Source organism: Gardnerella sp. DNF01204 (assembly GCF_049244145.1).
Lineage (GTDB): Bacteria > Actinomycetota > Actinomycetes > Actinomycetales > Bifidobacteriaceae > Bifidobacterium > Bifidobacterium vaginale.
Genome location: NZ_CP058379.1, coordinates 371,687 through 396,611, shown reverse-complemented (window position 1 = coordinate 396,611; position 24,925 = coordinate 371,687). Strand labels below are relative to the sequence as shown.

Genomic DNA, 24,925 nt, shown 5'->3' with positions numbered 1-24,925 from the left:
CGATTTACCGACCCGTGTGATGAATCGGCTTCCACTCGCTCTTAGAGAACACAGCTTGGAACGCAATCGGCACGTACGAAAGCATAAAAATAGGGAAGCTTAGTGCGTACGCAAAAAGCTCTTTGTTAGTGGCTCCAAGCTTATCGTGTTCTACAAGAATGGTAAGCGAAACAAACACCATCATACCTAAAACGCTTGTGACAGTAGTGGTTATAAAGTTAAGCGTCGAGTCAATCTGGCTTGTCCAAGTGACGAATCCAAACGCGGCAAAAATAAATCCGAGTATGAGTCGCACAATCGCAAGCACCATAAACGGGCATAGCATAAGCGTAAAGTCAACTGACGAAAAATCGCGCTCGCGGATTCCGTGACGTATAAGAGCTGCTCCGTAATAGCGGAACACTTGCAAGAAGCCTTTACTCCAGCGCAACCTCTGTCTCCAGCTTTGCCTAAACGATACTGGCTGCTCGTCGTAGAGAACCGCCGATCCGCAATAACCCACTTTGTCGCCGTGCAAAATCGAGTCCATTGTAAACTCAAGGTCTTCTGTAAGCAGATGGAATTTCCACCCGCGATTTCTGTGCATGATTTCGCGCGAAAACATGAATCCTGTTCCGCCTGCATGGCAGCTAGACCCAAAAAGCATGCGCGAATTGTTGGTAAATCGCGATTCGCGTATAAACCACAATGCCGACCCAGAAGACACCCAATTATCCGATAAATTCACTGAGTTTCGGTAGCTTGTTAGAATCTGGTATCCTGCATGGAATCCTTTGTTCATCTCTTCAAAATAGTGCAAATCCAGCTTATTATCGGCATCGAAAACAAAGTACGCGTCGTAATCTTTGTCTTTTCCAAGCTCCATTATGTGATCCAGCAGGTAGCTTAAAGCGTAGCCTTTGCCAATATGCTGCTTGTCGAATCGCTCTATAACATTGCACCCGTACTCTCTTCCAACTTGCGCCGTGCTGTCGGTGCAATTGTCGGCGACTAGCCAAATGTCGATTAATTTTTGATCGTAAGTTTGGGATTGTATGCATTTTATGAGGTTTCCTATTACAGCTTCCTCATTGCGCGCGGATATTAGAACAGCGTAATGCTTGTCCATTGGTGCTTGCGGAAACACAATAGGCTTTGCTACAAGCGACGCGACTGCGCAAACGCCTTGATATACAACGCTACTTACGCCAATTATGATTACTAAAACGTCGAAAATAGACAAAAGAATCATTTATTCCACCCACTTCGTGGATTACTATTTGAGTTTGTTGCTTTTTTATTTTCTTTTTTATTTTCGTTTGGAATTGTACCAGATTTATTTGTTTTTGACTTTAGTTCTTCCTTATCTTGATCGGTTGCTTGCGACTTATCCGAATCTGAATTTTCTGCGCGTTTTTTAGCAATATCCTTATTTACAGCGTCTAAAATATCGCGTGAAATTGCCATAGTTTCAACATACCCAGAATCGTCAACTGAATTTTCATTTTCAATAGTTTCGTCTGAAGAATTATAGGCTTGCTTATACCAATACATAATGTCTTCGTTAATAGATACTCGAGATGAGGATCCTTTCATAACTCTAAGCACACTATCTTTAACAGGTTTAACAAAACTGTTTCTTATAGTTTCAACACTCGTAACCATAATTGATTTACGATTAGGCTTTGGATCGTCCATTAAAGGTGAAGAAACTAGATTGTATTGTTTTGTACAAACTTTGAGAATTGCCTGCAAACTAGCGGTTACTGGAAGTGCTAAGAATGCACCGAGAGCACCAAACACAGCACCCATAATCAACACCGATAAAAAGGCTACTGCAGGATTTAAGTCCATGGTTTTTTCGGAAATCTTAGGGGAAATCACCATGTTTTCAATCTGCTGATAAATTGTCACAAAAATCAAAACTGCTATAGCTGATCCAAAACCATTAGATCCCCACGCAAATAAAATTGGCAGTGCTCCACCTAAATATGTTCCTATTGTCGGAACAAATTGCGAAACGATTCCACAAAACAGTGAAAGCGGAAGCCAATATGGAACATTCATGAATATTAGGAAAATCGCAGTACCCGTTGCGTTAATAGCTGCCAAAATTGTGCGCGAAAATAGGAAGCTTGATATCTGCTCCTGTACAACGGACCAGATAAATAAAAATCGCCTCTGAGATTTAGGATTCAACAGCCTACACACACTTCTGCGCATAGAAGGACCAGCTGCAGAAATGTAATAGGTCACCATAAGAATAGTGAGTAAATCAAGCAAAACCGCCAATAATCCCCACGTTGTATTAATTGCTTGTCCAGCGAAATCTACAACCCAAGAGGTTTGAACGTGTTTAAGAATTTCCATGCCGAGTTGCTCAATGTTTGGCATTTTGAAACCAGTGGAATTTAGTACAAAATGGGCAAACTGGTTGTATAAATCAGGTAGACCTAAAACCATGGAAACTGCTTGTTGCACAAAAAGATTACCAAAAAGCACAAGAAGCAAAATAACTATTACAAGCAGCCCAAACAAGCTTGCCAAAGATGCAAAAGCTCTACTCCACCCGTGTTTTATGAGCCGCACAACAAGAGGTTCAATTGCCAACGCTATAAAAATGGATACTACAACATCGAAGACTATAAAGGCGATATTTCCCCAAGCAAACCATACAAAAATCGCTACGAACGCTGCAATAACAGCATACATAAGCGCGCGGCTAAGCCAATCTGGCGGGCGCCTATCATCCCCTTTGGCTGGGAAAATCGCGGATAAATCAAGCTTTGCACTTGTGCTGTGATTATCTATACTGCCTTCATGTTGTTCTTTATTATTCATAAAATACATTGTACTTTATAACGTGGGAGCACGAGCCGCTTGCATGTTTTGTGCATATAAACACAAATAAGTAGCGTGTAACACAATCGTAACCAGATAGTCGAGTCGCTGAAATCCAAAATCTTATGCAACAATCTAAACTATTTACTGAGATTTTTACGAAAGGATTGTGCATGACCACTTTACAAACTAAAGAAGATGCCGAAGCTTTGATTAAGCAAGAAGGCATTGAATACGTATCAGTTCGATTTACCGATTTGATTGGCGTTCAGCAGCATTTTACTGTGCCTGCAAGCGAGTTCTTAAACAGCGCTTTTACAGATGGGATGGCTTTCGACGGCTCTTCTATGCAAGGATTCCAAGCTATTAACGAGTCCGATATGAAGCTGATTCCAGACGTAGACACCGCATACATTGACCCATTCCGCAAGCATAAGACTTTGAATGTTGCTTTTTCGATTGTGGATCCTGTAACAGACGAGCCTTATTCTAGGGACCCTCGCCAAGTGGCAATTAAAGCCGAAGCCTACTTAAAGGCAACTGGCATTGCCGATACCGCAAGCTTTGCTCCAGAAGCCGAGTTCTTCATTTTTGACAAGGTGCGTTTTGCAAACGACATGCAACGCTCCTTCTACGAGGTGGATTCCAACGAAGCTCCATGGAATTCTGGCATTGATACTGAAGATGATGGCAGCAACAACATTGGTTTTAAGAATCGCGTAAAGCACGGCTACTTCCCTGTTCCACCTGTTGATCATAATCAAGACTTGCGCGACGACATGGTTTACAACCTTCAAAAGGTTGGCTTGATTCTTGAGCGTTCTCACCATGAGGTTGGCGGCGCAGGTCAGCAGGAAATCAACTACCGTTACAATACGCTTGTTCATGCTGGCGACGACTTAATGAAATACAAGTACGTTGTTCACGAGACTGCTGCTTTGGCTGGTAAGGCTGCAACATTTATGCCAAAGCCAATTGCTGGAGATAACGGCACTGGCATGCACTGCCATCAGTCGCTTTGGAAGGATGGTAAGCCATTGTTCTATGCGGAAACTGGTTATGCTCAGCTTTCCGATATTGCGCGCTGGTACATTGGCGGCTTAATTAAGCACGCGTCTTCTGTGCTCGCTTTTACAAATCCTTCACTTAACTCTTACCACCGCCTTGTTCCAGGATACGAAGCCCCAGTCAACTTGGTTTACTCTGCTCGTAACCGTTCTGCAGCTATTCGTATTCCTCTTGCTGGTGAGGCTCCTTCTGCTAAGCGTATTGAGTTCCGCGCTCCGGATCCTTCCTGCAATCCATTCTTAGCGTTCTCTGCTCAGCTTATGGCTGGCTTAGACGGCATTATGAACCACATTGAGCCTCCTGCTCCTGTTGATAAAGATCTCTACGAGCTTCCTCCAGAAGAGCATGACGGCATTAAGCAAGTTCCTTCTTCGCTTGGTGAAGCTTTGCAAGCTTTGGAAGAAGATCACGACTTCCTTATGCAAGGAGATGTGTTTACTAGCGACTTGATTGAAACTTGGCTTAATCTAAAGCATGAAGAGATGGATATGGCTCGTTTGGCTCCAACGCCACTCGAGTATGAGCTTTACTTCCATATCTGATATTTGTGATTAATAAAATCCCCCGCAAGAAAACTTGTGGGGGATTTTATTTTGCATTCGTCTTTTATTTTAAATCGCAAAACCGAGTGTTCTAGCAGCAGTTACAGGAACAGCCTCATCAGACCAATAATCCTCAAGATTTTCATCTGTAGAAAGCGAGCGCATCTCAGCACGATCAATATAAAGCTCTCCGCGTAAATGATCTGTTTCATGCTGGAAGATTCGCGCTGGCCAACCATGTAAACGTTCAGAATGCTGCTTACCATCTTCATCTTGCCATGTAGCTTGAATATCTAACCAACGCTGACGAACCGCCTGATATCCTGCAACACTCAAGCATCCTTCGTAAAAACTGCGTGTTTGTGTTCCAATTGGTTCATAGTGGGGATTTATGATCGCCCTAAATGGCAATTCTGCAATATCCCTAGGATCATCTGCATCGTCTCGAACATGGTCTTCTACAACAGCAATTGCAAGACCTAAACCAATTTGCGGAGCAGCTAAGCCAACTCCTGGTGCATCTAACATAGTGCTGTGCATAAGCGAAATAAGCTTATTAAGAGTAGCACGCGTTAGCTGACCATCGTAAGCCACTGTTCGTTGTCTTAACACAGGCTCTCCTGCTTGAACTATAGATAGCACGCCATCGTCTGTAGCGGAATCTAAAAGGCGCTCCACCGCGCGGCTAAGCTTAGTATCAACACTTGCGTGATGCGTAAACATAGGGCTCCTTTACCAAGGCTAATTCTACAAAACTTCTAAAGTAATTTACAAAGCCAACTTTGATTATTGTTGCTAAATCACATACGCTCAAACAACAATACCAAAAGGATTAGTATATCAAGGTTATCTGTTTTTTGTAGCTGTAAACGGCGTGTCTAACAACATTCTCAGGAAATCGCTCGCGCGTTACAGCGCGCTCACGTCTTCGCCGCGCAGAAGCAGTGCTTCTGATCTAAGCGGCTCAGCGCTCCGAATTACCTTTTCGCGCTACGCTCTAAGCGAAAAGGTAGGTCGTCGCGCGCTACAGCTTAAGATTATCAGTTACAACTTGCGCAAGTCGTGCACAAACCTCATCTGCTTGCTCTTGCGTTGCAGCTTCACACATAACGCGCACAAGTGGTTCTGTTCCGCTTGGTCGAAGAAGAACGCGCCCCGTATCTCCCAAAAGCGCGCTTTCTTTTTCTACCGCTTTAAGAACAGCAGCATTAGTTTTAGCTGCCATCTTATCTACATTCGGCACATTGACTAAGCATTGCGGAAGCTGAGGGAAGTCGGCAGCCATTTGCGAAAGCTTCTTGCCTTCGCGCACAACCTCGCGACACAGCGTAAGTGCTGTAAGTGTGCCATCTCCCGTGGTTGCAAACTCGCGATTAATTACATGACCCGACTGTTCACCGCCAAGAGAATAATCGCCTCTAAGCATCTCTTCTAGAACGTAGCGGTCTCCGACGCTTGTTTGAACAGTGGAAATACCCATGTCTTTCAGCGCAAGCTTTAATCCAAGATTGCTCATTACTGTAACAACAAGAGTATTGTGATTCAGCTTTCCTTCGGCTTTCTTAGAACGCGCAAGAATGCCCATAATTTGGTCGCCATTAACCATGTTTCCATTTTCGTCTACAGCTAGGCAACGGTCTGCATCACCATCGAAAGCTACTCCTAAATCGGCGTTAGACGCCTTAACCATAGCTTGCAATTGTTCTGGATGTGTGGAACCAGCGTGGTCGTTAATATTGTATCCATCTGGAGAAGCGTTAATTACTATTACTTCTGCGCCTGCTCTGCGCAATGCTTCTGGTGCTACTACAGACGTTGCACCATTTGCGCAGTCTGCCACAACTCTTAATCCCGAAAGAGGTTTTGGACGTGTTGATGTTTCGCTGTTTAATGGAGCAACAGAAGAAACGAGGTGATCGATGTAAAGGTTTGTTGCGGTAATAGTGTCATGGCTGATTCGTCCAACGCCGCTGCCTGTAGGACGCTGCCATTCTTTGCCTAAAACAGCCTCAATCTCGTCTTCTTTGCTATCTGGAAGTTTGAAGCCTCCGCGTGCAAAGAACTTAATGCCGTTATCTGGCATTGGGTTATGCGAAGCAGAGATCACAGCTCCCATTTCTACATTGAGCACAGAAGTTAGAAAAGCCACGCCAGGAGTTGGTATTATGCCAGCATCGATCACATCAAAACCGCCCGCACTCATTCCAGCAGCCAAAGCCGATGCTAAAAAGTCTCCAGAAACTCTAGTATCTCGCCCAACCAACGCTCTGCGTCGAGCATGCATTTTCTTCCCTGCATCTTCGTTATGCGACTCGCTACTATGCGTTGCTTCACCTAAAACACGTACTGCAGCATCTCCTAAATCCAACGCAAGCTGCGCGGTTAAATCTCGATTGGCTAATCCCCTAACACCATCTGTTCCGAACATATTTGGCATAACCAGCCTCTTTCGTCTAACTAATAGTCATTGCTATTTACACATTTTGTATATTATCTACAAATAATCTTGTAAACACACGCTGTTCATTATTTTACCCTGCATGCCACTAAACGCGCCACTGACCACTGACATAATCTTATTTCTTATTTGCAATTAACTTTGGTTGAATTACGGGTAATCGGGGTAATCGCTACCCTGAAATCACTACTTGCAACAATACATTGATAATCAAAAAGCCACTTAGCAAACTAAGTGGCTTAGAATTTGTACCCCCTAAGAGAGTCGAACTCTTGTTGTCAGATTGAAAGTCTGGTGTCCTAACCGTTAGACGAAGGGGGCTTTAACCAAACCATATGATACTAACACTCATAAACTCACATAGCAAATTACGGCGTGTTGAATCATTTTGTCACTCATTTAGCAACATAAGTCAAATCGTGAATTTTTCTACCTGCTTCTAATCCTTTACGCTCAAAATTCGTCAAAACCCTACCTTCAAATCTTACAGATTCCGCGAAATCAGCATGAGGTAAATCTTTAGCATCTTGAGCATTGCCCTTACCAACATGCTCAATCGGCAAACTTACTTGTAACTTTCCAGTATTTTCAAAATCTTCTCGTTCATCCATAACTTCATGAACATGTAGTGCATAATCCTCAATATCCGTAGCAATTCTCCAAACGCCTTTATCAATAAGTGCGTTATGCACCGCATCTGCCAAAGACGGCTGCACAATCCTACGCTTGTGATGTCTCATTTTAGGCCATGGATCTGGGAAGAAAGTCCAAACTTCTTTCAAAACACCATTAGAGCATGAAGCTAGAAAATCAGGTGCATTAACTTGCGCTATTCTAAGATTTTCTACACACTGTTTTCCAGCTAATAGCATTGTGTGTGCCACTCCTGGATCATAAACTTCTAGTGCAAGAAAATTAATATTTGGATTTGATTCGGCTGCGGCTACAATATTTTCGCCCTGACCAGATCCTATTTCTACAATAAGAGGATTCGAATTACCCCAATTTTTAGCAACCCAGTTGGAGTCTGCCAGCAAATCGCTTTTTACACGTAAAGACCCTAAACTATCTTCAACATTTAATAAATATTGGCTTGAATATCGCTCTTTTGCTCGCTCAAGACGCGCGTCCAAACGAGCAGACCTTCTTACAAAAGAAAGAATTACTCTAGCAGAACCATTGTCTTTATCATCTTTATTGTTTTTATGCTTATTCATACAATTCAATTCATCAGATTCCAAAATATTGGATTCTAATTCGTCAGATTGCAAATTTACTATTTGAGATTCTTCCACTTTATTCCACTTCTATTCACATAAAATTGTTCAACTACGACTCATAATATCAACTCATCGTATGGTATCAAAGCAGCAAAACAGGGTGAGGATGGATAATGTAGGTAAGACGCAAAAACAAAAAGCGCTAGAAGCAATCAAACACTTCTAACGCTTATTTTGACAGTGGCTCCGAGCGGGATCGATCCGCTGACCTAACGATTTTCAGTCGTTCGCTCTACCAACTGAGCTACAGAGCCATGATGAATAAAAAACCCGGCGAACCGGGTATTCTATTAATCGCGACCCCGGCCGGACTTGAACCGGTGACCTCCGCCGTGACAGGGCGGCGCTCTAACCAACTGAGCTACGGGGCCGTGGCTTTGTTCTCTCGAACAGCCGAGTCACTATCTTACAGAATCCTTAGCAAAATGCAAGTGCCGCGCGTGTTCGGCGTGTTGCAGCACAAAATCAAGCTATTATTCAAGCTCAGCAGCTCCAGTGCAAAGCTGATAATACTCCCCACGTTTTGCCAATAATTCCTCATGCGAACCGCGTTCAATAATGCGACCGTGATCCAGCACCATAATCACATCAGAATTGCGCACTGTGGACAGTCTGTGAGCGATTACAAATACAGTGCGCCCTTCCATCAAAGAATCCATTCCACGCTGAACTAATTCTTCAGTATGCGTGTCAATCGATGAAGTTGCTTCATCGAGAATCAACACAGGCGGATTTTCTACTGCAGCACGAGCAATAGAAATAAGCTGCTTCTGACCTTGAGAAAGCCCTTCACCGCCATTGTTAAGCTGCGTATTGTATCCGTCAGGAAGATGAGAAATAAACGCGTCAGCATGAGCCAATTTTGCAGCTTGAATACAATCTTCGTCGCTAGCATCAAGATTTCCATAACGAATATTGTCCATTATTGTGCCAGTAAATAAATTCACATCTTGCAAAACAGTGCCAATAGCGTGACGCAAATCCGTTTTGCAAATATCGCGCACGTCAATGCCATCATACAAAATTTGCCCATCATCAATGTCGTAAAAACGCGTAAGAAGGTTAGCAATAGTAGTTTTTCCAGCACCTGTAGCTCCAACAAGAGCAACTTTTTGACCAGGTTTTGCAAACCACGTAATATCGTGCAAAACTGGATGATCTTCTTTGTAGCCAAACACAACATCCGTAAAACGCACGTCGCCTCGAAGCAAAGTATAGCGGCCATCCTTAGAAGTGCGAGCATCTCGCTTTGCATGGCACACAATCTCTTGAGCCATTTCACTTAAGTTTTGAGCGCACTTTTTAGCTTTAGTGCCATTATCTTGCTTTGACCTTTTCCAAGCCCAATAAATATTGTTTCCTTCAGATTGTTCGTCTACTTCTTCAAGCACATCAAATTCTGATTTTTCTCCAAGATCTTCAGCAGACTGAAGTACACGCACTTTAACTAATTGCACACTGCCAGAATCAAGTTCTGGCTTTTCATCAAGTAACTCAAAAATACGAGAAGCTCCTGCAAGAGCCATCATAAGTGCGTTAGCTTGCATTGTAATTTCGCCAATAGGGTTAATAAATGCGCGCGAAAGTGCCAGCAAAGATATAAGCGTACCTAATGTAAGAGTACTAGATCCAGATAATCCCAGCGTTGGCAAACCAGCTGAAGCAGCCCACGCACCAAGTAAAGCAATTAATACATAAAGCAAATAGCTTGCATTACTAATAACAGGCATTACATTATTCGCATAAGAATTGGCACTTGCAGAAATTTTTTGCACTTTTTCTATGCAATTATCTAATTTTTCAATAGAATCTGTCTCATGATTAAAAATTTTAATCACTTTGCTGCCTGTTGCAGATTCTTCAACAAACTCATTTAACTCGCCTAATGCATGCTGGAATTGCTCAAATAAACTGCCAGATTTCTTTAGCATAAAACGCACTAAATAAAGCAACATTGCAGTAAATATAGCTACAAAAACTGCAACCGGAAGCGATAGACACATAATAGATATAAACGCTGCCAAAATCGACATTAGTGCAGAAAAAGAGTCCGGAAATGCCCACGAAATTGCCTCACGAAGAACCTCAGTATCGTTTGTGTAACGGCTCATAATATCGCCGTAACCTTGAGAATCTAAGTAACGCAATGAAAGCTTCTGCTGATGCTTAAACATAGAATCTCGTAAATCACGCATAACACTTTCAGATATATTCGCAACAAGCCTGCTCCAAAGCCAAGAACAAAACACACCAACAGCGTAAACACTTGCCATCAGAATAATCATGCGAACAAGAGGCGTCCAATCCTGATTATGCTTACCGACAAGCGGAAGAATATACGAGTCAACAAGAGATTGCAAAAACATTGCGCTTGCAGCTTGCACGATTGCGCTAACTATTATTGATGCAATAATTACGCAAATTTTAACTCGATACACAAGCACATAAGAGGCAAGTCTGCTAAGAGTTTTCCAACTAATAGCTGAATCATTTTTAGAAGAGTGAGCCGTTTTATTATTAGCCATTGTTATTTAGCTCCTTCTTCTTTAGTTGCGCTAGTTATTCGACTTTTTTCTTGAGAAACCGCCATATTTCTGTAAATTTCACAAGATTTAAATAATTCATCATGCGAACCGTTAGCAACAACACGACCATCTTTAAGAACAACAATAATATCCGCATGTTCGATTGAAGATATGCGCTGAGCAACGATAATTTGCGTAGAATCAGGCATAAACTTTTTCAAGCCATCGCGAATTTTACTATCCGTTTTCATATCAACCGCACTCATCGAGTCGTCGAGGATTAAAATTTTCGGCTTCCTCAAAAGTGCGCGCGCAATGCACAAACGCTGTCGCTGACCACCGGAAACATTCTTACCACCCTGGTCAATATGCGTATTGTAGCCGTCTGGTAAATCTTTAATAAACTCATCAGCACAAGCAATTTCGCAAGCTTGACGCAAATCATTATCGCTTGCTTCCGCCCTACCCCAGCGAAGATTTTCTGCAATTGTACCACTAAACAAAATATTTTTTTGTAGAACAACACCAACTTCTTCACGCAAACTAGAAGAATCATAATCGCGAATATCTTTTCCGCCTACAAAAAGAGCACCAGAAGTTACGTCATAAAGTCTTGCAATTAATTGCACTAAACTTGATTTTCCAGATCCCGTTGCACCAACAACTCCAACAGTTGCTCCAGAAGGAATAGATATATTTATATCATGTAAAATTTCCTGTTCTGCTGGAGTGGATTCATCTGTATTATCTGATTGAGGATAGCGTAACGAAACATTTTCAAAACGCACAGAAGCGTCAGAAAGCTTTGTAAGTGGATGCTTGGAAACAACTTCAGTATTTCGAGATTGCAAAACATGTGAAATACGATGCATCGAAGCTCGAGCTGTTAACGACATTACAAACACTGCAACTAAATTCGCTAAAGCAAACAAAATTTGCAAAGCATACACTACTAATGCAGCAAGATTTCCCGTTGTTAAACCAAAAGCAGGATTATTTCCTGAAGCCACAATTTCGTGCGAAGCCAACCACGCAATAAGTAGCATGCCAGAATAAAAACATAAGTTAAACAAAGGAATACTACAATTTAACACATACTCAGCTTTAATAAAATAATCATAGATTTTATGTGAAATACGCGTAAAACGACTTATTTCATAATCAGAACGCACATAAGACTTTACGACGCGAATATTATGCAAATTCTCGCCAACTCTATTATTCATCTCGTCAATCATTCGATAAATTCGAGAAAATGCTGGAGCAACTATACTAGCTCCAACAGCGCCAATTGCACCAATAATAGGCACAAATGAAAGAAAAACCCACGAGATAGCAGGGCTAATTGAAAAAGTAAACCACCAAGCAGTGATGATAATCATAACGCTGCGAATACCAGAGCGAATAATCATTTGGTAAGCAAATTGCACATTTGACACATCACTAGTCATACGCGTAACAACAGTACCGCTAGAAAACTTATCTAAATCAGAAAAACTTAAACTTTGTAAGCGTGAAAACATGTTGTGACGTAAATTTTTACCAAAACCAGCACTAGAATGAGCGCAACAAATACCAGAAACAACGCCTGCAATCATTGCAATTGCAGCAAAAATAAGCAATTGCAAACCATAATATTGCACAGCTTCTTGAGAACGTGACATAATACCAAAATCAATAAGATTTGACATTACTGTAGGGATCTCAATTTGCATAGCAGCTTCTATGCAAATTGCGAAAGACGTTAGCACTCCAAGAAGACGATATCGCTTTAAGGATGCCATCACTGTGCGGAACGCATGAGAAGCGTAATCCTTAGGTTTTTGCTGCGATTTTGTTGTCATGCGACCTCTCTGATAAGCGTAATGTATACGCTTAATCATATCACCTCTGACTTGTAGCACTTTTGTACCACGACACGCCGTATTTTGAGTACAAACGCACTACAAGGCAGGTCGTCGTTCGCACGGATTAGCCGTGCGTTATTCCTCACGGCTATTAGTAGCCGTTCGGCTGATTTGGCACGTAAAGTCCACTGGACTTTACGTTTAAGCCAAATCACGCTTTGAAGGAGCTTGAAACGCGTTATGCAATTTCAAGCTCAGTCAGAGCGCTTTACCACGCAGAAGCAGTGCTTCTGCCTTGAGTGGCTCAGCGCTCCGAATTACCTTTTCGAGCTACGCTTTAAGCGAAAAGGCAGGTCGGAGCGCAAGTTAGGTAGGGATTCGAGATTTTTCGAAGCGAAAGAGGCGAACCTCAGCATCTTTGATGGTGATTCGCTGAAGTAGCAAGAAAAATCGAGAATCTCGGTGATGAAAACTACGCAAAAGTTCAAACATGCAAGAGGGCTGGGTGATTCTTGGTCGAACAGTATAAGAGCGGCAGCCGATACCAAATAATCCAATGATCAACCACTACAAACAAACTTCAACACAAAAAACAAAATCAAAGCCAAATCGGAACAACCGCAACAACAGACTACACGTAATAGGCGGAGCGTTGTGAGACAAGAATTAGCCAGCCCTCTCGCAACGCTAAGTAGGAAAATCGCTCGCGCGGTCTAAGCGCGCTCGCGTCTTCGCCGCACGTAAAGTCCACTGGACTTTACGTTTGAGCGGCTCAGCGAATCGAAGTGCATTCGCACGCTACGCTCTAAGCGCTCATGCAAGTCGATTCGCCTTTTGCTCGATCCTTGCCGTAGATTGATGGAATAAAACGCTCTTGATCGTGAAGCTTTTCCCAGATTACAGGCGGATTTTGTGGATTTTCCAGCGACTTTGGCACGTCGATAATTCGCTGATTACTAGAGCCACGGAATTGCAATAGCGAATCGTGAAGATTCTTCATATATCGCCCGTCAACAAGAATGTCAATGTATCGCAATAACTCAAGCTTGTCAGGAGTCTCGCCCGGTCGCATAAGCTCTTCCCAGGTGTAACCAGTCCAACTCCAAATATCTTTTGTATTGCCAAATTCGCTTCTAATACGCTCACATAGTGGAATCAATATGCCAGTGTTAAGCAGCGGCTCACCGCCAAGAAGCGTCAATCCTTGTACATATGGTTGCGCTAAATCTTCCATAATTTGGTCTTCGAGCTTTTGAGTATAAGGGTGACCAGCGCGAAAATCCCAAATTGACTCGTTATAGCATTCAACGCAATGGAATGGGCAGCCAGAAACGTAAAGCGAGCAGCGAATTCCCTCGCCGTCTGTCATAAGAAATCGCTTATAATCAGCCACCATTCCCTTGCTCATGCGCTCACTGGACCACTGCCCTGCGCGAGGATTGTTAGAAAGAGAGGTTGGAATCCACGGTCCACGGTTAACATCTGATGGAGCAAAATCATGTAAACTTATGCGAGCCATAGTCCACCTCCTCTAGCTTTAAATATTTTATTAAATAATCTTAAATAAACTTTTGTTAGATTGTATTAACTTTTGTTAAATAAAATAAAATCCAGCCGTCAAAAAATGCGATCAACATTTTCTAACGGCTAGATATATTACATATCACCAAATAATAAACACAAACTAAAACGTTATTTCACGCTATTCCGCTACTACTTGGTCTCCTCGTACCATTCACGAGACTCACCGTTGTTAAGAACAACATGACCAGTTTCTCCAGACATGTGCTTAACGCGATGAGCGATTTCCTCGTGACGTCCGTGAACCATTGGACGCTGAACAGGATTACCCAAGTAGCCACAAGTGCGCTTAGTAACATTGCACTTATCTGGGTCACTGTTTCCGCACTCTGGGCAGCGGAAGCCTTCTTTAGTCGGTTCAAAATCGCCCTGGAATCCGCAAACGAAGCAATGGTCAATCGGAGTGTTCGTACCCAAGTAGCCAATACCAATCTTGTAAGCATAATCCCAAACAGCCTCCAAAGCTTTAGGATTTGCCTGCAAGCATGGGAACTCGCAATAGTTAATAAAGCCGCCAGAAGCAAGATACGGGAAGTCAACCTCGTAGCGGAGCTTCTCCATAGGAGTTGGCTGCAGCCAAACCGGATAGTGGAAGGAATTGGTGTAGAAGTCGTGATCGGTAACGCCTTCAATACGACCAAACTTCTGACGATCCATGCGGTTAAAGCGATCCGTCAAAGACTCAGCAGGAGTTGAGTAAACGGAATAATGGTAGCCTTCAGCCTTTGACCACTGCTGGCAAAGCTGATTCATTCGGCGAACCATAGAAAGCGCAAATTGCTTGCCATCTTCGTTCCAACTGTGATCTTGCATCCAATCCTTGCCAAAGAACACGGATGTAGCCTCATACAAGCCAATGTAGCCCAAAGACACCGTTGCACGCTCGTTGCGGAACAGCTGATCCACGCTTTCGTTAGCTTCCAAACGACCAAAAGCACCGTAGCGGAACAGCGTTGGAGCATTCACAGGGGTTGCCTGCTTGCAACGCATAATGCGGAATCGCAGAGCCTGATGAGCCACTTCCATACGCTCGTTAAAAAGCTTCCAGAATCGGTTCACGTCTCCATGAGACTCCAGCGCAATACGCGGCACGTTAACTGTCACAACGCCAAGATTCATACGACCGTCTTCCACGTCTTTGCCAGTCTTTGGATCAATCCAACCCTGAAGGAAGGATCGGCAGCCCATAGGAGCCTTAAAGGAGCCAGTAATCTTAATAATATTCTCGTAGAACACAACATCTGGATACATGCGCTTAGTAGAGCACTCAAGCGCAAGCTGCTTCAAATCGTAGTTCGGATCGCCAGCATCTGCGTTTACACCATGCTTAATAGTAAACACAAGCTTAGGGAAGATTGCAGTATGACGATCTTTGCCGAGTCCACGAATACGGTTAAGTAAGATAGCGCGCTGAATTTCGCGAGCAAACCAAGAAGTACCCAAACCAAATCCAACAGTTACGAACGGAGTCTGACCGTTAGAAACGCGGTTGGAATTAATCTGATATTCCATTGTTTGCATAGCATCGTAAATCGCCTTGCGCGTCATAATTTTTGCGTAAATTTCACGAATCTGATCAAGCTCACTCAAGTTTTCATCAAAAGGAGTATCAGCAGGAAGCGGATCCCTATCCGAACAATGAAGATTCTTAGGCTCCTGAGCTTTCAAACCGTCAATCATATCTTTGGCAACTTCGATCGGCGTAGAATCAGGAATCATGGCATGAGCCATAGCAAGATTCTTATCATAATCGCACTTAGCATAAGGCTCAAGCATCTCGTCTGCACGATTAACTGTTTGACCGCCGTACTGTGCGCCTGCAATATCCTTAATAATCTGCGTAACCTGAGTTGCAGCAGTGCCAATAGACTTTGGGCTATCCATCATTGCGTTACCAAGAGCAAATCCCTTAGCGAGCATATCACCAAAATCTGGGAGCGAGCAGTTGCTCATGCAAGTAAATGGCGAATAATCAGCATCATGGAAGTGAATATCACCCTTCATATGCGCGTTAGAAACTGCATGAGGAAGCATAGAAAACGCGGAAGCCTTGGAAACAGCGCCTGCAAGAAGATCGCGCTGAGTGGCGTAAACATTGGAATCCTTGTTGGCGTTTTCGCGAACAAGCGACTCATCTCGGTTTACAAGACGATTTACTGCTTCGTTAATATCGGTTGCCTTAGCACGGTCAATATCTCGGTTTAGACGATAGCTTGTGTAGCAACGCGCAACTTCGTAAAGGTGATTTTCAATAAGACCATGCTCGACAAGAGTCTGAATATCTTCAATCTTTGCAGGTCCATTGTAACGATCCTGAATTTCAGCTTCTATATGGTCCGTAATATCGCGAATCATCTGCTCTTCTTGAGGACCGACTTCTTTGCGCAAGTCCTTAAAAGCGGCTTTAATTGCCATAATAATGTTCATTTGATCAAAATCGACAACGCGACCATCACGCTTTTCGACCTGCACACGAGACTTCTTAGAAGAATCACTATCCGAGATAGAATCAGCCATTTCTACATCAACATCGCTTAGCTGCGATTCTAAAGTCATGTCTTCTAAAGTCGTACCAGAGACCTGCATCCTACAGACCTTTCTTACATCTACAGTTTATTTATCCTGTTATCCATCCTGTTTTGAATAATGACCATTATTCAAAACAACTTGCTCAACTATAACCCAACCTCTGCACAATATCTAGGGAACTTTATTCAAAAAACAAACTATATATAGTGATTTTGGATATTTTCGCGATTTTTGAGGCGTGTCTCGATGCAACCGGAATATATATGCATTCCGTTATCAAGAAACACGCACTAAACTTAAAAATCGCACAAATTCGTGGCACTTTGATATATTGAGTCACGTGGAACAGACAGCTTTTCAACATGCAGAAGAATTTGGCTTCCAACCTGGAGATATCGTACAGCAGTGGCTGTGGGACGATGACGTTGACGATGCAATCTGCGACAATATCGAAAATCTTACTGGAGAAGATCTGGTAGATGAAGATTACGACTCATCTGTTGACGGCGTCATTATTTGGTGGCGCGATGGCGACGATGAGGATGAGTTGGCAGACACGATTATGGATGCCACAAACATGTTAGACGACGAAGCTCCAATGTGGGTTCTAACACCTAAGCCTGGTCGCGAAGGCTCTCCAAGCTCCAGCACAGTGCAATCCGCTGCTAAAACAGCTGGCATGAATGCTGCAACTCCTTTAACCGTAAGCGAAGATTGGAACGGAATCCGCTTGCGCGCATTCGGCAAGGGTCAGAGCAAATAGCGCAAATAGTCGTCGCTTAGTTAGTTAGCCTACGCGCTTTTTGTAGTGCTTCAGCGCTTCAGCGATTCATAGCACATTATTGACTTAATATTTATGTAGTGCGATTGTATAGCGACACGCCGTAAATCAGGTACAAACGCACTACAGGAATACACCAAATGAAGTAGAGATTCGAGATTTTTCGCACTGAATGAGATGAACCTCAGCATGAAATGGTGATTCGTCGAATGAAGAAGAAAAATCGAGAATCTCAGAGATGAAAGCTACGCAATTGTTCAGACTCGTAAGAGGGCTGGGTGATTCTTGGTCGAACAGTATAAGAGCGGCAGCCGATACCAAATAATCCAAATGATCAACCACTACAAACAAACATCAACACAAAAAACAAAATCAAAGCCAAATCGGAACAACCGCAACACAAGACAACACGTAATAGGCGGAGCGTTGTGCGAATCGACGACTTCGAGCTGCATAGCGCGCGAGAAGTCACCTCGATTCGCTGAGCCGCTTAAATGTAAAGTCCAGTGGACTTTACATGCGGCGAAGGAGCGAGCGCGGCTAATCCGTGCGAGCGTAGAAACACCCAGCCCTCGCGCAACAGTAAACAAAGAAAACCGCTCGCGCGTTACAGCGCGCTCACGTCTTCGCTTGCGTTGAAAGCACACCGTGCTTTCAACTTTGAGCAAGCTCAGCGCTCCGAATTACCTTCGCGCGCTACGCTTAAAGCGCGAAGGTAGGTCGTCGCGCCTGCGGCTTCTTCCTCTGCCTCTGCGCTTTGGCTGCTCTGGCTCTGGCATACTCCAGCCCTCTTGCAAATCCGCCAAATCCCCAACAATTTCTTGCAAAACAGGCGAATCTGGCTTAATGTCTTCTGCCTTAGCATGAATTCCAGCGCGTCGAAGCATAGTGTTCGCCATGCGCTTTTGATTCGGCAACACAAGAGTTACAACATCGCCAGACTCCCCAGCGCGCGCAGTACGCCCAGATCTATGCAAGAACGATTTTGGATCCTCTGGAGGCTCGGTTTGCACCACAAGCGCAACATCGCTAATATCAATGCCTCGAGCCGCAACATCTGTAGCAACTAGAACGCGCACTAGCCCATCAGAAAACACAGCCAAGTGCCTATCTCTCTGATTCTGAGACAAATTTCCTTGCAAATCGACGGCTGGAATACCCTGACTAATGAACTTTTTAGCCATGTTCTTAGCTTGGTATTTTGTGCGAGTAAAGAATATAGAGCGTTTTTTACCAGACGCTAATTTACGTAGAACCTCATACTTATCTCCTGCAGACACTCCAAACACATGATGAGTCATTGTATCTACCTGAGAATCCGCATCATCCACAGCGTGCACAACAGCATTCGGCAAGAAGCGATTTACTATAGCAGCAACTTGCTTATCCAAAGTTGCAGAAAACAGCATTCTTTGACCATTAGGATTTGTCTGCTCTAAAAGCCTTGTTACAGCTGGCAAGAACCCCATATCAGCCATTTCGTCAGCCTCATCTAAAACACTGACTTCTATGTTTTCAAGCGTTAATGCGCCTTGTTTTAGTAAATCTTCTAATCGCCCTGGGCACGCTACTATAATCTGAGCACCTTGCTTTAACGGAGCAATTTGTCTCTGATATCTTACTCCGCCGTAAATAGTAACAGTATGCATCCCATATGCTGCTGCAAGAGGAGCAATCACCTCATCAATCTGATGCACAAGTTCTCGCGTCGGAGCCAAAATCATCGCATGAGGTGCTGGAATATTACTATCTTCGCGATTTTTGTTTTTTCTAGAAGTACGACCAGAATTTATTAAATCAACAAAGTTTTCAGCTAATCTTGCTACAAGAGGAATCGAGAATGCTAAAGTTTTACCGCTTCCTGTACGCCCTCTACCAAGTATGTTTGCACCCTGTAAAGAGTCTGGCAGAGTAGCCTGCTGAATTGGGAAAGCTGTGTTTTTACCGTCTGCACGCAAAACGTTAACCAATGGTTCTGGAACACCAAGCTGTGCAAAAGTAACATCATCACTATAGTTTTCTCGAGATTCCACAGCTGTATCTGGAATCATTATGGAATTTTTTGTAATTTCTAGATTTTTCTTTATTGAAGACTCAGTATCAATAGTCGTCGGTTGCTGGCGACTTGTCTGGTGTCTATTGTGGCGACTATCTCTACTCTTCTTCATATTGCGATTGTCAAAATCAAAATCGCGCTTTTTTAAATCGCGTTTGCCAAAATCTTGTTCAGCTTCTTGAATTGCAATCTCTTCATATTGCAAAGCCTTTTCACGAGCACGACTTCTAGCTTTGTCTGCCTTGCGATTACGTGCTTTACGCGCATTAAATTCGTTATTCTTACGATTTCCCTGATATTCAAATGGGTTTCTATTAGACTTATAGCCTTTTTTAGAAAAATTCTTATTAGCTCCCTGACTTACAGCAGATTTTTTACCAGCAGATTTCTTAGCACCTTGCGTTTTAGCAGACGCAGCATAATGAGTATGTGGCACAATAGCCTTTCGTAAATTACTTCAACATAGTTGACATATAATGTTGACAATGCGTAATTACGAACATTCAAAGGCGCAATTACAAATGTAATTGCACAAAATTAATCTACAGACTGCAAAGCAGCAAAAGTGCGCAAAACAAGCAAACCGTGAATCGCAAGCATAAGCCGCGCAACTTTAATGTGTAATCACTACAAAGTCATGAACTAACTGAGCCTAACACAAGCCCCACACAATACGCAATAAGTAATGCAATACTAATCTACAAGCTACTCTTCTTCCAAAGAATCTATTGTAGGAGCAAGAACCAAATTTTTAACAAGCTCACGCGTGCGAAGCTGAGAATCCGCATCCAGACAATCATCTGTAATAACAGTATCCACTTGGTCGAAGCGAGCAAACAGTGAAAGCGATGTGCAAGTCCATTTAGTGTGATCTGTTAAAATAATCGTACGATCCGCAATATCCATCAAAGCCATATCTGTAGCAGCTTCAAGAGAATTAGGCATTAGGAATCCACGAGGTAGGCTCACGGAATGAGTGCCCAAAAACACGGTGTTTACGCGCAAAGACGAAACAACCTTATCCGCAATAGGACCAACCAGAGAATTAGATCTAGTAATAACTCCGCCAGTAACAATAACCTCAATATCTTTAGACTCAAGCGCCTGAACAAGCTCTGCAACAGGAATCGAATTGGTTAAAATCGTAATACCAGAAGCTCTGCGAGACTCAAGTAGATGCTGAGCAAATACATAAGCAGTGGTGCCACCACCAATAGCTATAACATCTCCAGGCTGAACATAATCAACAGCTTTGCTGGCGATTGCGTCCTTTAAGCCCATATCCATCTGCGACTTTACCGAAAACAGAGGCTCAGAAAGAAGAGTGTTAGTTGTAACAGCACCACCATGAACTCTTTTTAAAAGACCTTTGTCTGAAAGCTCGGCGATATCCCTACGAATAGTCATTGCCGAAACACTTAGCTCTTTAGAAAGAGCAGTAATACGCACAGCCCCTCTAGTGCGAAGACGGCTTAAAATCAACTGCTGACGCTGAGAAGAAATCATGTGAACATTATCGCACAACTAAACGCAAAAAACAAACTCAAATGAGCGTTTCTATGTGAAAAACGTTAGGTAGTTAACAAAATTCATAAGAAAATTTTGCAAAATTCAACAAAACGAACAAATGATTATGCAAAATTTACCAATACCAAGTTAGGTAGAGATTCGAGATTTTTCACACTGAATGAGATGTATCGCTCGCGCGTTACAGCGCGCTCACGTCTTCGCTTGCGTTGAGAGCACACTGTGCTTTCAACTTTGAGCAAGCTCAGCGAATCGAAGTGCATTCGCGCGCTACGCTATTCCTCACGGCTATTAGTAGCCGTTCGGCTGATTTGGCGCATAAAGTCCACTGGACTTTATGCATTAAGCCAAATCACGCTTTGAAGGAGCTTGAAATGCGTTATGCAATTTCAAGCTCAGTCAAAGCGCTCATGCAAGTCGATTCGCAGCATGAAATGGTGATTCGCTGAAGTAGCAAGAAAAATCGAGAATCTCGGTGATTAAGATATACGCAATTGTTCTAGCATGTAATAGGGCTGGGTGATTCTTGGTCGAACAATATAAGAGCGGCAGCCGATACCAAATAATCCAAATGATCAACCACTACAAACAAACTTCAACCAAAAAACAAAATCAAAGACAAAACGGAACAACCGCAACAACAACCAACACGCAAGAGGCAGAGCGTTGTGAGACAAGAATTAGCCAGCCCTCTAGCAACAGTAAACAGAGAATGTCGTTCTCGCGTTACAGCGCGCTCACGTCTTCGCTTGCGTTGAAAGCACACCGTGCTTTCAACCTGAGCAAGCTCAGCGCTCCGAATTGCCTTTTCGCGCTACGCTTTGAGCGAAAAGTCAGGTCGTCGCGCCTGCGAGGAGAGAAATACTCAAACTTCGCGCAATACCAAGTAAAGAATAATGCGCTATAACAAGCGAGCATAGAAACACCCAGCCCTCCTACAACACCAAACAAGGAAGATGCACAATACCAAACAAGAAAGCGCGCAACAGCAAACAAGTCAAAGAGCGTGCAATATATCAGTATTGATGATGCGTGTGATCGTGCATAACGTCTTTATGCTCCGACGCATGAGGAATATGCAAAACGCGCATACGATCAATCGCCTTACGCGCAAGCTGATGAGCAGAACCAGCCCCATCACCTTTAACCCCAAAAATCACAATTAAAGCCATAACAGCCGTAATAATCGCACTAATTCTCAAAGTCCATTGAACACCAAAAATGCTGGCTGCCAAATTATCTGCAGAACCAACTCCAGTAAGCATATGATACCACTGAGTAAAAGTAGCCATAGTAACAACAAGTACTGGAGCACCAATAGCACCCCAAAGCTGTCTCATTGTATTAGTGACTGCAGAACCATCGCCCAACTCACTAGGTTGCAAGCAATTTAAAGACCATGTTGTAACAGGCATAAGCAAAAATCCCATGCCGATTTGTCGCGTAAACTGCCAGATTGAAATCCACCAAATCCATGTGTCTTTATCGATAAGGCTCATCATAACTGTGCCAAAAAGCAAAATAAGAGAGCCTGCCATTGCTACAGGTCGCACACCAAAACGATCGAGCATACGCCCACCAAAATATTGCGAAATTGCCATTCCAAACGCGCCAGGCAACAATACCAGACCACTCATAGTAGCTGAAAAACCACGATCTGATTGAATATACAGCGGAATAACCACCATAATTGAGCTAAACGCAAAGAATGTTAAACATGCGCAAGCGGTGCCAATCGTAAAATAGCGATTCTTCAACACGCTTATTCCAAGCAACGGCTGCTTTCCTTTAACTCGCGCACGCAATTGTCTAATCACAAACCACGTTATTCCACATGCTCCAACAACCATAGGTGACCACGAAAGCGGATTTGAAATGCCATAAGACTCAATGTTTGTGAAACCAAACATAACTCCACCAAAGCCAACAATTGAAAGTCCAACGGAGAAAAAATCCGCCTTAGCAGAGCGATCATGTTCACCGAAATTATGTAAGAAAAGTATGGAAAGAATAATAGAAATTACGCCGATAATTGTAAGAGATAAGAATATAGAACGCCAACCATTAAAATCAGTTTGCATACCACCAACTGTTGGTCCAATTGCTGGAGCAATGCTCATTGCCATACCAACGCTACCCATAGCCATTCCTCTACGAGTAACTGGGTATACAGAAAACACAGTAATCTGTAGAACAGGCCACATAACTCCAGTGCCAATAGCCTCTAGAGTTCGCCCAGCTAACGCCATAATAAAATCATTACTCAGCCACGCCATAACTGAGCCTAGAGTAAAAAGAATCATGGAAGTAATAACAATTTGACGAGTAGAAAATCGTCTAGTCAAAAATGCTGTTAGCGGCACCATAATAGCCATAATCAGCTGAAAAATAGACGTAAGCCACTGTCCCGTAGTAACACTTATGTTAAACTCACGCACAATAGTAGGTAATGCAGCAGTGAGCTGCAATTGCGCAAAATTGCCAATAAAAGTTATAAAAGTTAGAATCGCCAGAGAAACCAAGGCTGCACGCGTAAGACGATTGTTTTTATACGCTTCTTCACCAACAAGAGCATGACTAAGTTTAGACAAGTTCACGAAAGACTTGCAGCTAGCATGCTCACTAGCAAATTCATCACCCTTATTAAACCATGATTTTCTAGGCAATATTGTCACTTAAATTTCCTTCCATATTCACACAACACGCATAAAATAATCAGCGATTATCGTAAAACCAAGAAACATACTTGACTCTACGATAATCGCCTTAAAACAAATCTATAAGTACACACTATGAGTCTGTGCGTCTATAAATCTATAATCCTCACAAACTTACAATTGCCGCAAAATTCATAATAGTAGCAAGTATAATACAAATCAGTAGCTTCTATGAGACAACCAATGCCTGTAGGCACCCTGAATGGAACCGTAACGACCATTGCAATAATTCCAGAACCAACGAAGCTGAGTCTGATAATTAGTCGCCCAGTCAGCACCCATAGAAGACATCTTTCTTCCAGGCAGAGCCTGAGGCAAACCGTATGCACCAGAAGGATTCATAGCGTTTACACGCCAACCTGATTCATGTGAAATAATAAACACTGTAGCAGTAAAATCAGCTTCACTGTAACCGTTAGAAAGAAGCCAAGAATGCGCCCACTCCTGCATTTCACCAGCAGGAACTGTAGTACCAATAGAAGATGCAAAATCTGAATCTACGCTAGCTCCACCTGTGCCAACAAGAATGACCTTATCTTTTGGAGCCTGCTTAACAAACGATACAAAAACGTTAGACGAAACAACTTTATCACCTGCGCGAGTAACAATCTTACTTGTTTCCATCACGCCAGGAGCACCCTGATCCTTAACCTTTTCCGTGCCCTTTGGAAGAGCTGCAGTTTCCTTCTTAACCGTGTTAAAAGCAATCGGTTCATCAGAAGTTTCAAGCTTTGCGCCTGCACGCTTAATGTTGATAACTGTCGATTCAGTTACCTTGGAATCAAGTGCAGGCTCTACAACATCATTAGGCCCAAGAGTAATATCTCCAGCTTCTAGAACAGACTTAACGTTTGTAAAATCCGTGCCAAGAACAGTACGATGACTCCCATTGATATTCACAGTTATGTAAGAAGTAGCGCCTTTTTTAACACTTTTAAGCGAATTACGATACGTACCACGCGAAACCTGATTAGAGGAATCTGTAGCAGAATAAGCAGTTATGTAAGGCTTCACAGAATGATTCTTTGATGCCGAATAAAAGTTCCTAGACGCAATACCAAGAGTTACTACAGACACAAAACCAACAAAAATCGCTACAATTCTTGCCCACTGACGAACACTCAATGAGGTAAGTGTAACAGTTTTCCTTCGGTGACTTGTCATAACTCTCCTTGGTAGAAGTTAATGCACAAA

General features: G+C 43.0%; 16 protein-coding genes and 3 tRNA genes. 3 read left to right on the top strand and 16 right to left on the bottom strand.

Going from position 1 to position 24,925, the window contains the following annotated elements; translation table 11 throughout:
• Nucleotides 1–4: 4 nt before the first annotated feature.
• Together HXT46_RS01500 and HXT46_RS01495 are read right to left on the bottom strand one after the other, a co-directional pair.
• Nucleotides 5–1,231 carry a glycosyltransferase family 2 protein gene (locus tag HXT46_RS01500; RefSeq protein WP_004115768.1) on the bottom strand — a complete coding sequence of 409 codons (1,227 nt, stop codon included), beginning with the start codon at nt 1,229–1,231 and terminating at the stop codon, nt 5–7.
• Entirely contained in the window at nt 1,228–2,820 is a 1,593-nt protein-coding gene (locus tag HXT46_RS01495; RefSeq protein WP_004112223.1) for an AI-2E family transporter, read from the bottom strand. Before HXT46_RS01495 ends, HXT46_RS01500 begins: the two co-directional genes overlap by 4 nt.
• A gap of 173 nt (nt 2,821–2,993) precedes the next feature.
• Between HXT46_RS01495 and glnA the strand changes: the two genes are divergently transcribed.
• Entirely contained in the window at nt 2,994–4,430 is a 1,437-nt protein-coding gene (gene glnA / locus HXT46_RS01490) for a type I glutamate--ammonia ligase (RefSeq protein ID WP_004112221.1), read from the top strand.
• 69 nt (nt 4,431–4,499) lie between these two features.
• Here the strand turns inward: glnA and HXT46_RS01485 are convergent, their stop codons facing one another.
• From HXT46_RS01485 to nrdD, 10 genes are all read right to left on the bottom strand, one after another.
• Nucleotides 4,500–5,153 carry a peptide deformylase gene (locus tag HXT46_RS01485; protein WP_004115770.1) on the bottom strand — a complete coding sequence of 218 codons (654 nt, stop codon included), beginning with the start codon at nt 5,151–5,153 and terminating at the stop codon, nt 4,500–4,502.
• A gap of 301 nt (nt 5,154–5,454) precedes the next feature.
• Nucleotides 5,455–6,867: a phosphoglucosamine mutase gene (gene glmM, locus HXT46_RS01480; RefSeq protein ID WP_004574382.1), complete on the bottom strand. Its 1,413-nt coding sequence runs from the start codon at nt 6,865–6,867 to the stop codon at nt 5,455–5,457.
• Between the two features lie 270 nt (nt 6,868–7,137).
• Nucleotides 7,138–7,209: transfer RNA gene (locus HXT46_RS01475), tRNA-Glu, on the bottom strand.
• Between the two features lie 74 nt (nt 7,210–7,283).
• Entirely contained in the window at nt 7,284–8,183 is a 900-nt protein-coding gene (trmB, locus tag HXT46_RS01470; RefSeq protein WP_004574381.1) for a tRNA (guanosine(46)-N7)-methyltransferase TrmB, read from the bottom strand.
• 166 nt (nt 8,184–8,349) lie between these two features.
• Nucleotides 8,350–8,422: transfer RNA gene (locus HXT46_RS01465), tRNA-Phe, on the bottom strand.
• Between the two features lie 43 nt (nt 8,423–8,465).
• Nucleotides 8,466–8,539: transfer RNA gene (locus HXT46_RS01460), tRNA-Asp, on the bottom strand.
• A gap of 102 nt (nt 8,540–8,641) precedes the next feature.
• A complete protein-coding gene (locus tag HXT46_RS01455; protein ID WP_004112211.1) occupies nt 8,642–10,693 on the bottom strand; it encodes an ABC transporter ATP-binding protein in 2,052 nt (683 codons plus the stop codon).
• 2 nt (nt 10,694–10,695) lie between these two features.
• Nucleotides 10,696–12,537 carry an ABC transporter ATP-binding protein gene (locus HXT46_RS01450; RefSeq protein ID WP_246943425.1) on the bottom strand — a complete coding sequence of 614 codons (1,842 nt, stop codon included), beginning with the start codon at nt 12,535–12,537 and terminating at the stop codon, nt 10,696–10,698.
• Between the two features lie 808 nt (nt 12,538–13,345).
• Nucleotides 13,346–14,059 carry an anaerobic ribonucleoside-triphosphate reductase activating protein gene (gene nrdG, locus HXT46_RS01445; protein WP_009994349.1) on the bottom strand — a complete coding sequence of 238 codons (714 nt, stop codon included), beginning with the start codon at nt 14,057–14,059 and terminating at the stop codon, nt 13,346–13,348.
• A gap of 194 nt (nt 14,060–14,253) precedes the next feature.
• Entirely contained in the window at nt 14,254–16,707 is a 2,454-nt protein-coding gene (nrdD, locus tag HXT46_RS01440; protein WP_004112200.1) for an anaerobic ribonucleoside-triphosphate reductase, read from the bottom strand.
• Nucleotides 16,708–16,990: 283 nt separating this feature from the next.
• On the opposite strand from nrdD, the gene HXT46_RS01435 reads away from it, so the two are divergent.
• Nucleotides 16,991–17,413: a DUF3052 domain-containing protein gene (locus HXT46_RS01435; protein WP_004112197.1), complete on the top strand. Its 423-nt coding sequence runs from the start codon at nt 16,991–16,993 to the stop codon at nt 17,411–17,413.
• A gap of 701 nt (nt 17,414–18,114) precedes the next feature.
• Here HXT46_RS01435 and HXT46_RS01430 read toward each other — a convergent pair.
• Together HXT46_RS01430 and HXT46_RS01425 are read right to left on the bottom strand one after the other, a co-directional pair.
• Nucleotides 18,115–19,923, bottom strand: a complete 1,809-nt coding sequence (locus HXT46_RS01430; RefSeq protein WP_421786152.1) for a DEAD/DEAH box helicase — start codon at nt 19,921–19,923, stop codon at nt 18,115–18,117.
• Nucleotides 19,924–20,192: 269 nt separating this feature from the next.
• A complete protein-coding gene (locus HXT46_RS01425; protein ID WP_004112186.1) occupies nt 20,193–20,993 on the bottom strand; it encodes a DeoR/GlpR family DNA-binding transcription regulator in 801 nt (266 codons plus the stop codon).
• 278 nt (nt 20,994–21,271) lie between these two features.
• On the opposite strand from HXT46_RS01425, the gene HXT46_RS01420 reads away from it, so the two are divergent.
• Nucleotides 21,272–21,463, top strand: a complete 192-nt coding sequence (locus tag HXT46_RS01420; RefSeq protein ID WP_020760219.1) for a hypothetical protein — start codon at nt 21,272–21,274, stop codon at nt 21,461–21,463.
• 567 nt (nt 21,464–22,030) lie between these two features.
• Here the strand turns inward: HXT46_RS01420 and HXT46_RS01415 are convergent.
• Both HXT46_RS01415 and HXT46_RS01410 read right to left on the bottom strand, forming a co-directional pair.
• Entirely contained in the window at nt 22,031–23,689 is a 1,659-nt protein-coding gene (locus tag HXT46_RS01415; protein ID WP_004116956.1) for an MDR family MFS transporter, read from the bottom strand.
• A gap of 201 nt (nt 23,690–23,890) precedes the next feature.
• A complete protein-coding gene (locus HXT46_RS01410; RefSeq protein WP_421786149.1) occupies nt 23,891–24,895 on the bottom strand; it encodes a G5 domain-containing protein in 1,005 nt (334 codons plus the stop codon).
• Nucleotides 24,896–24,925 lie beyond the last annotated feature (30 nt).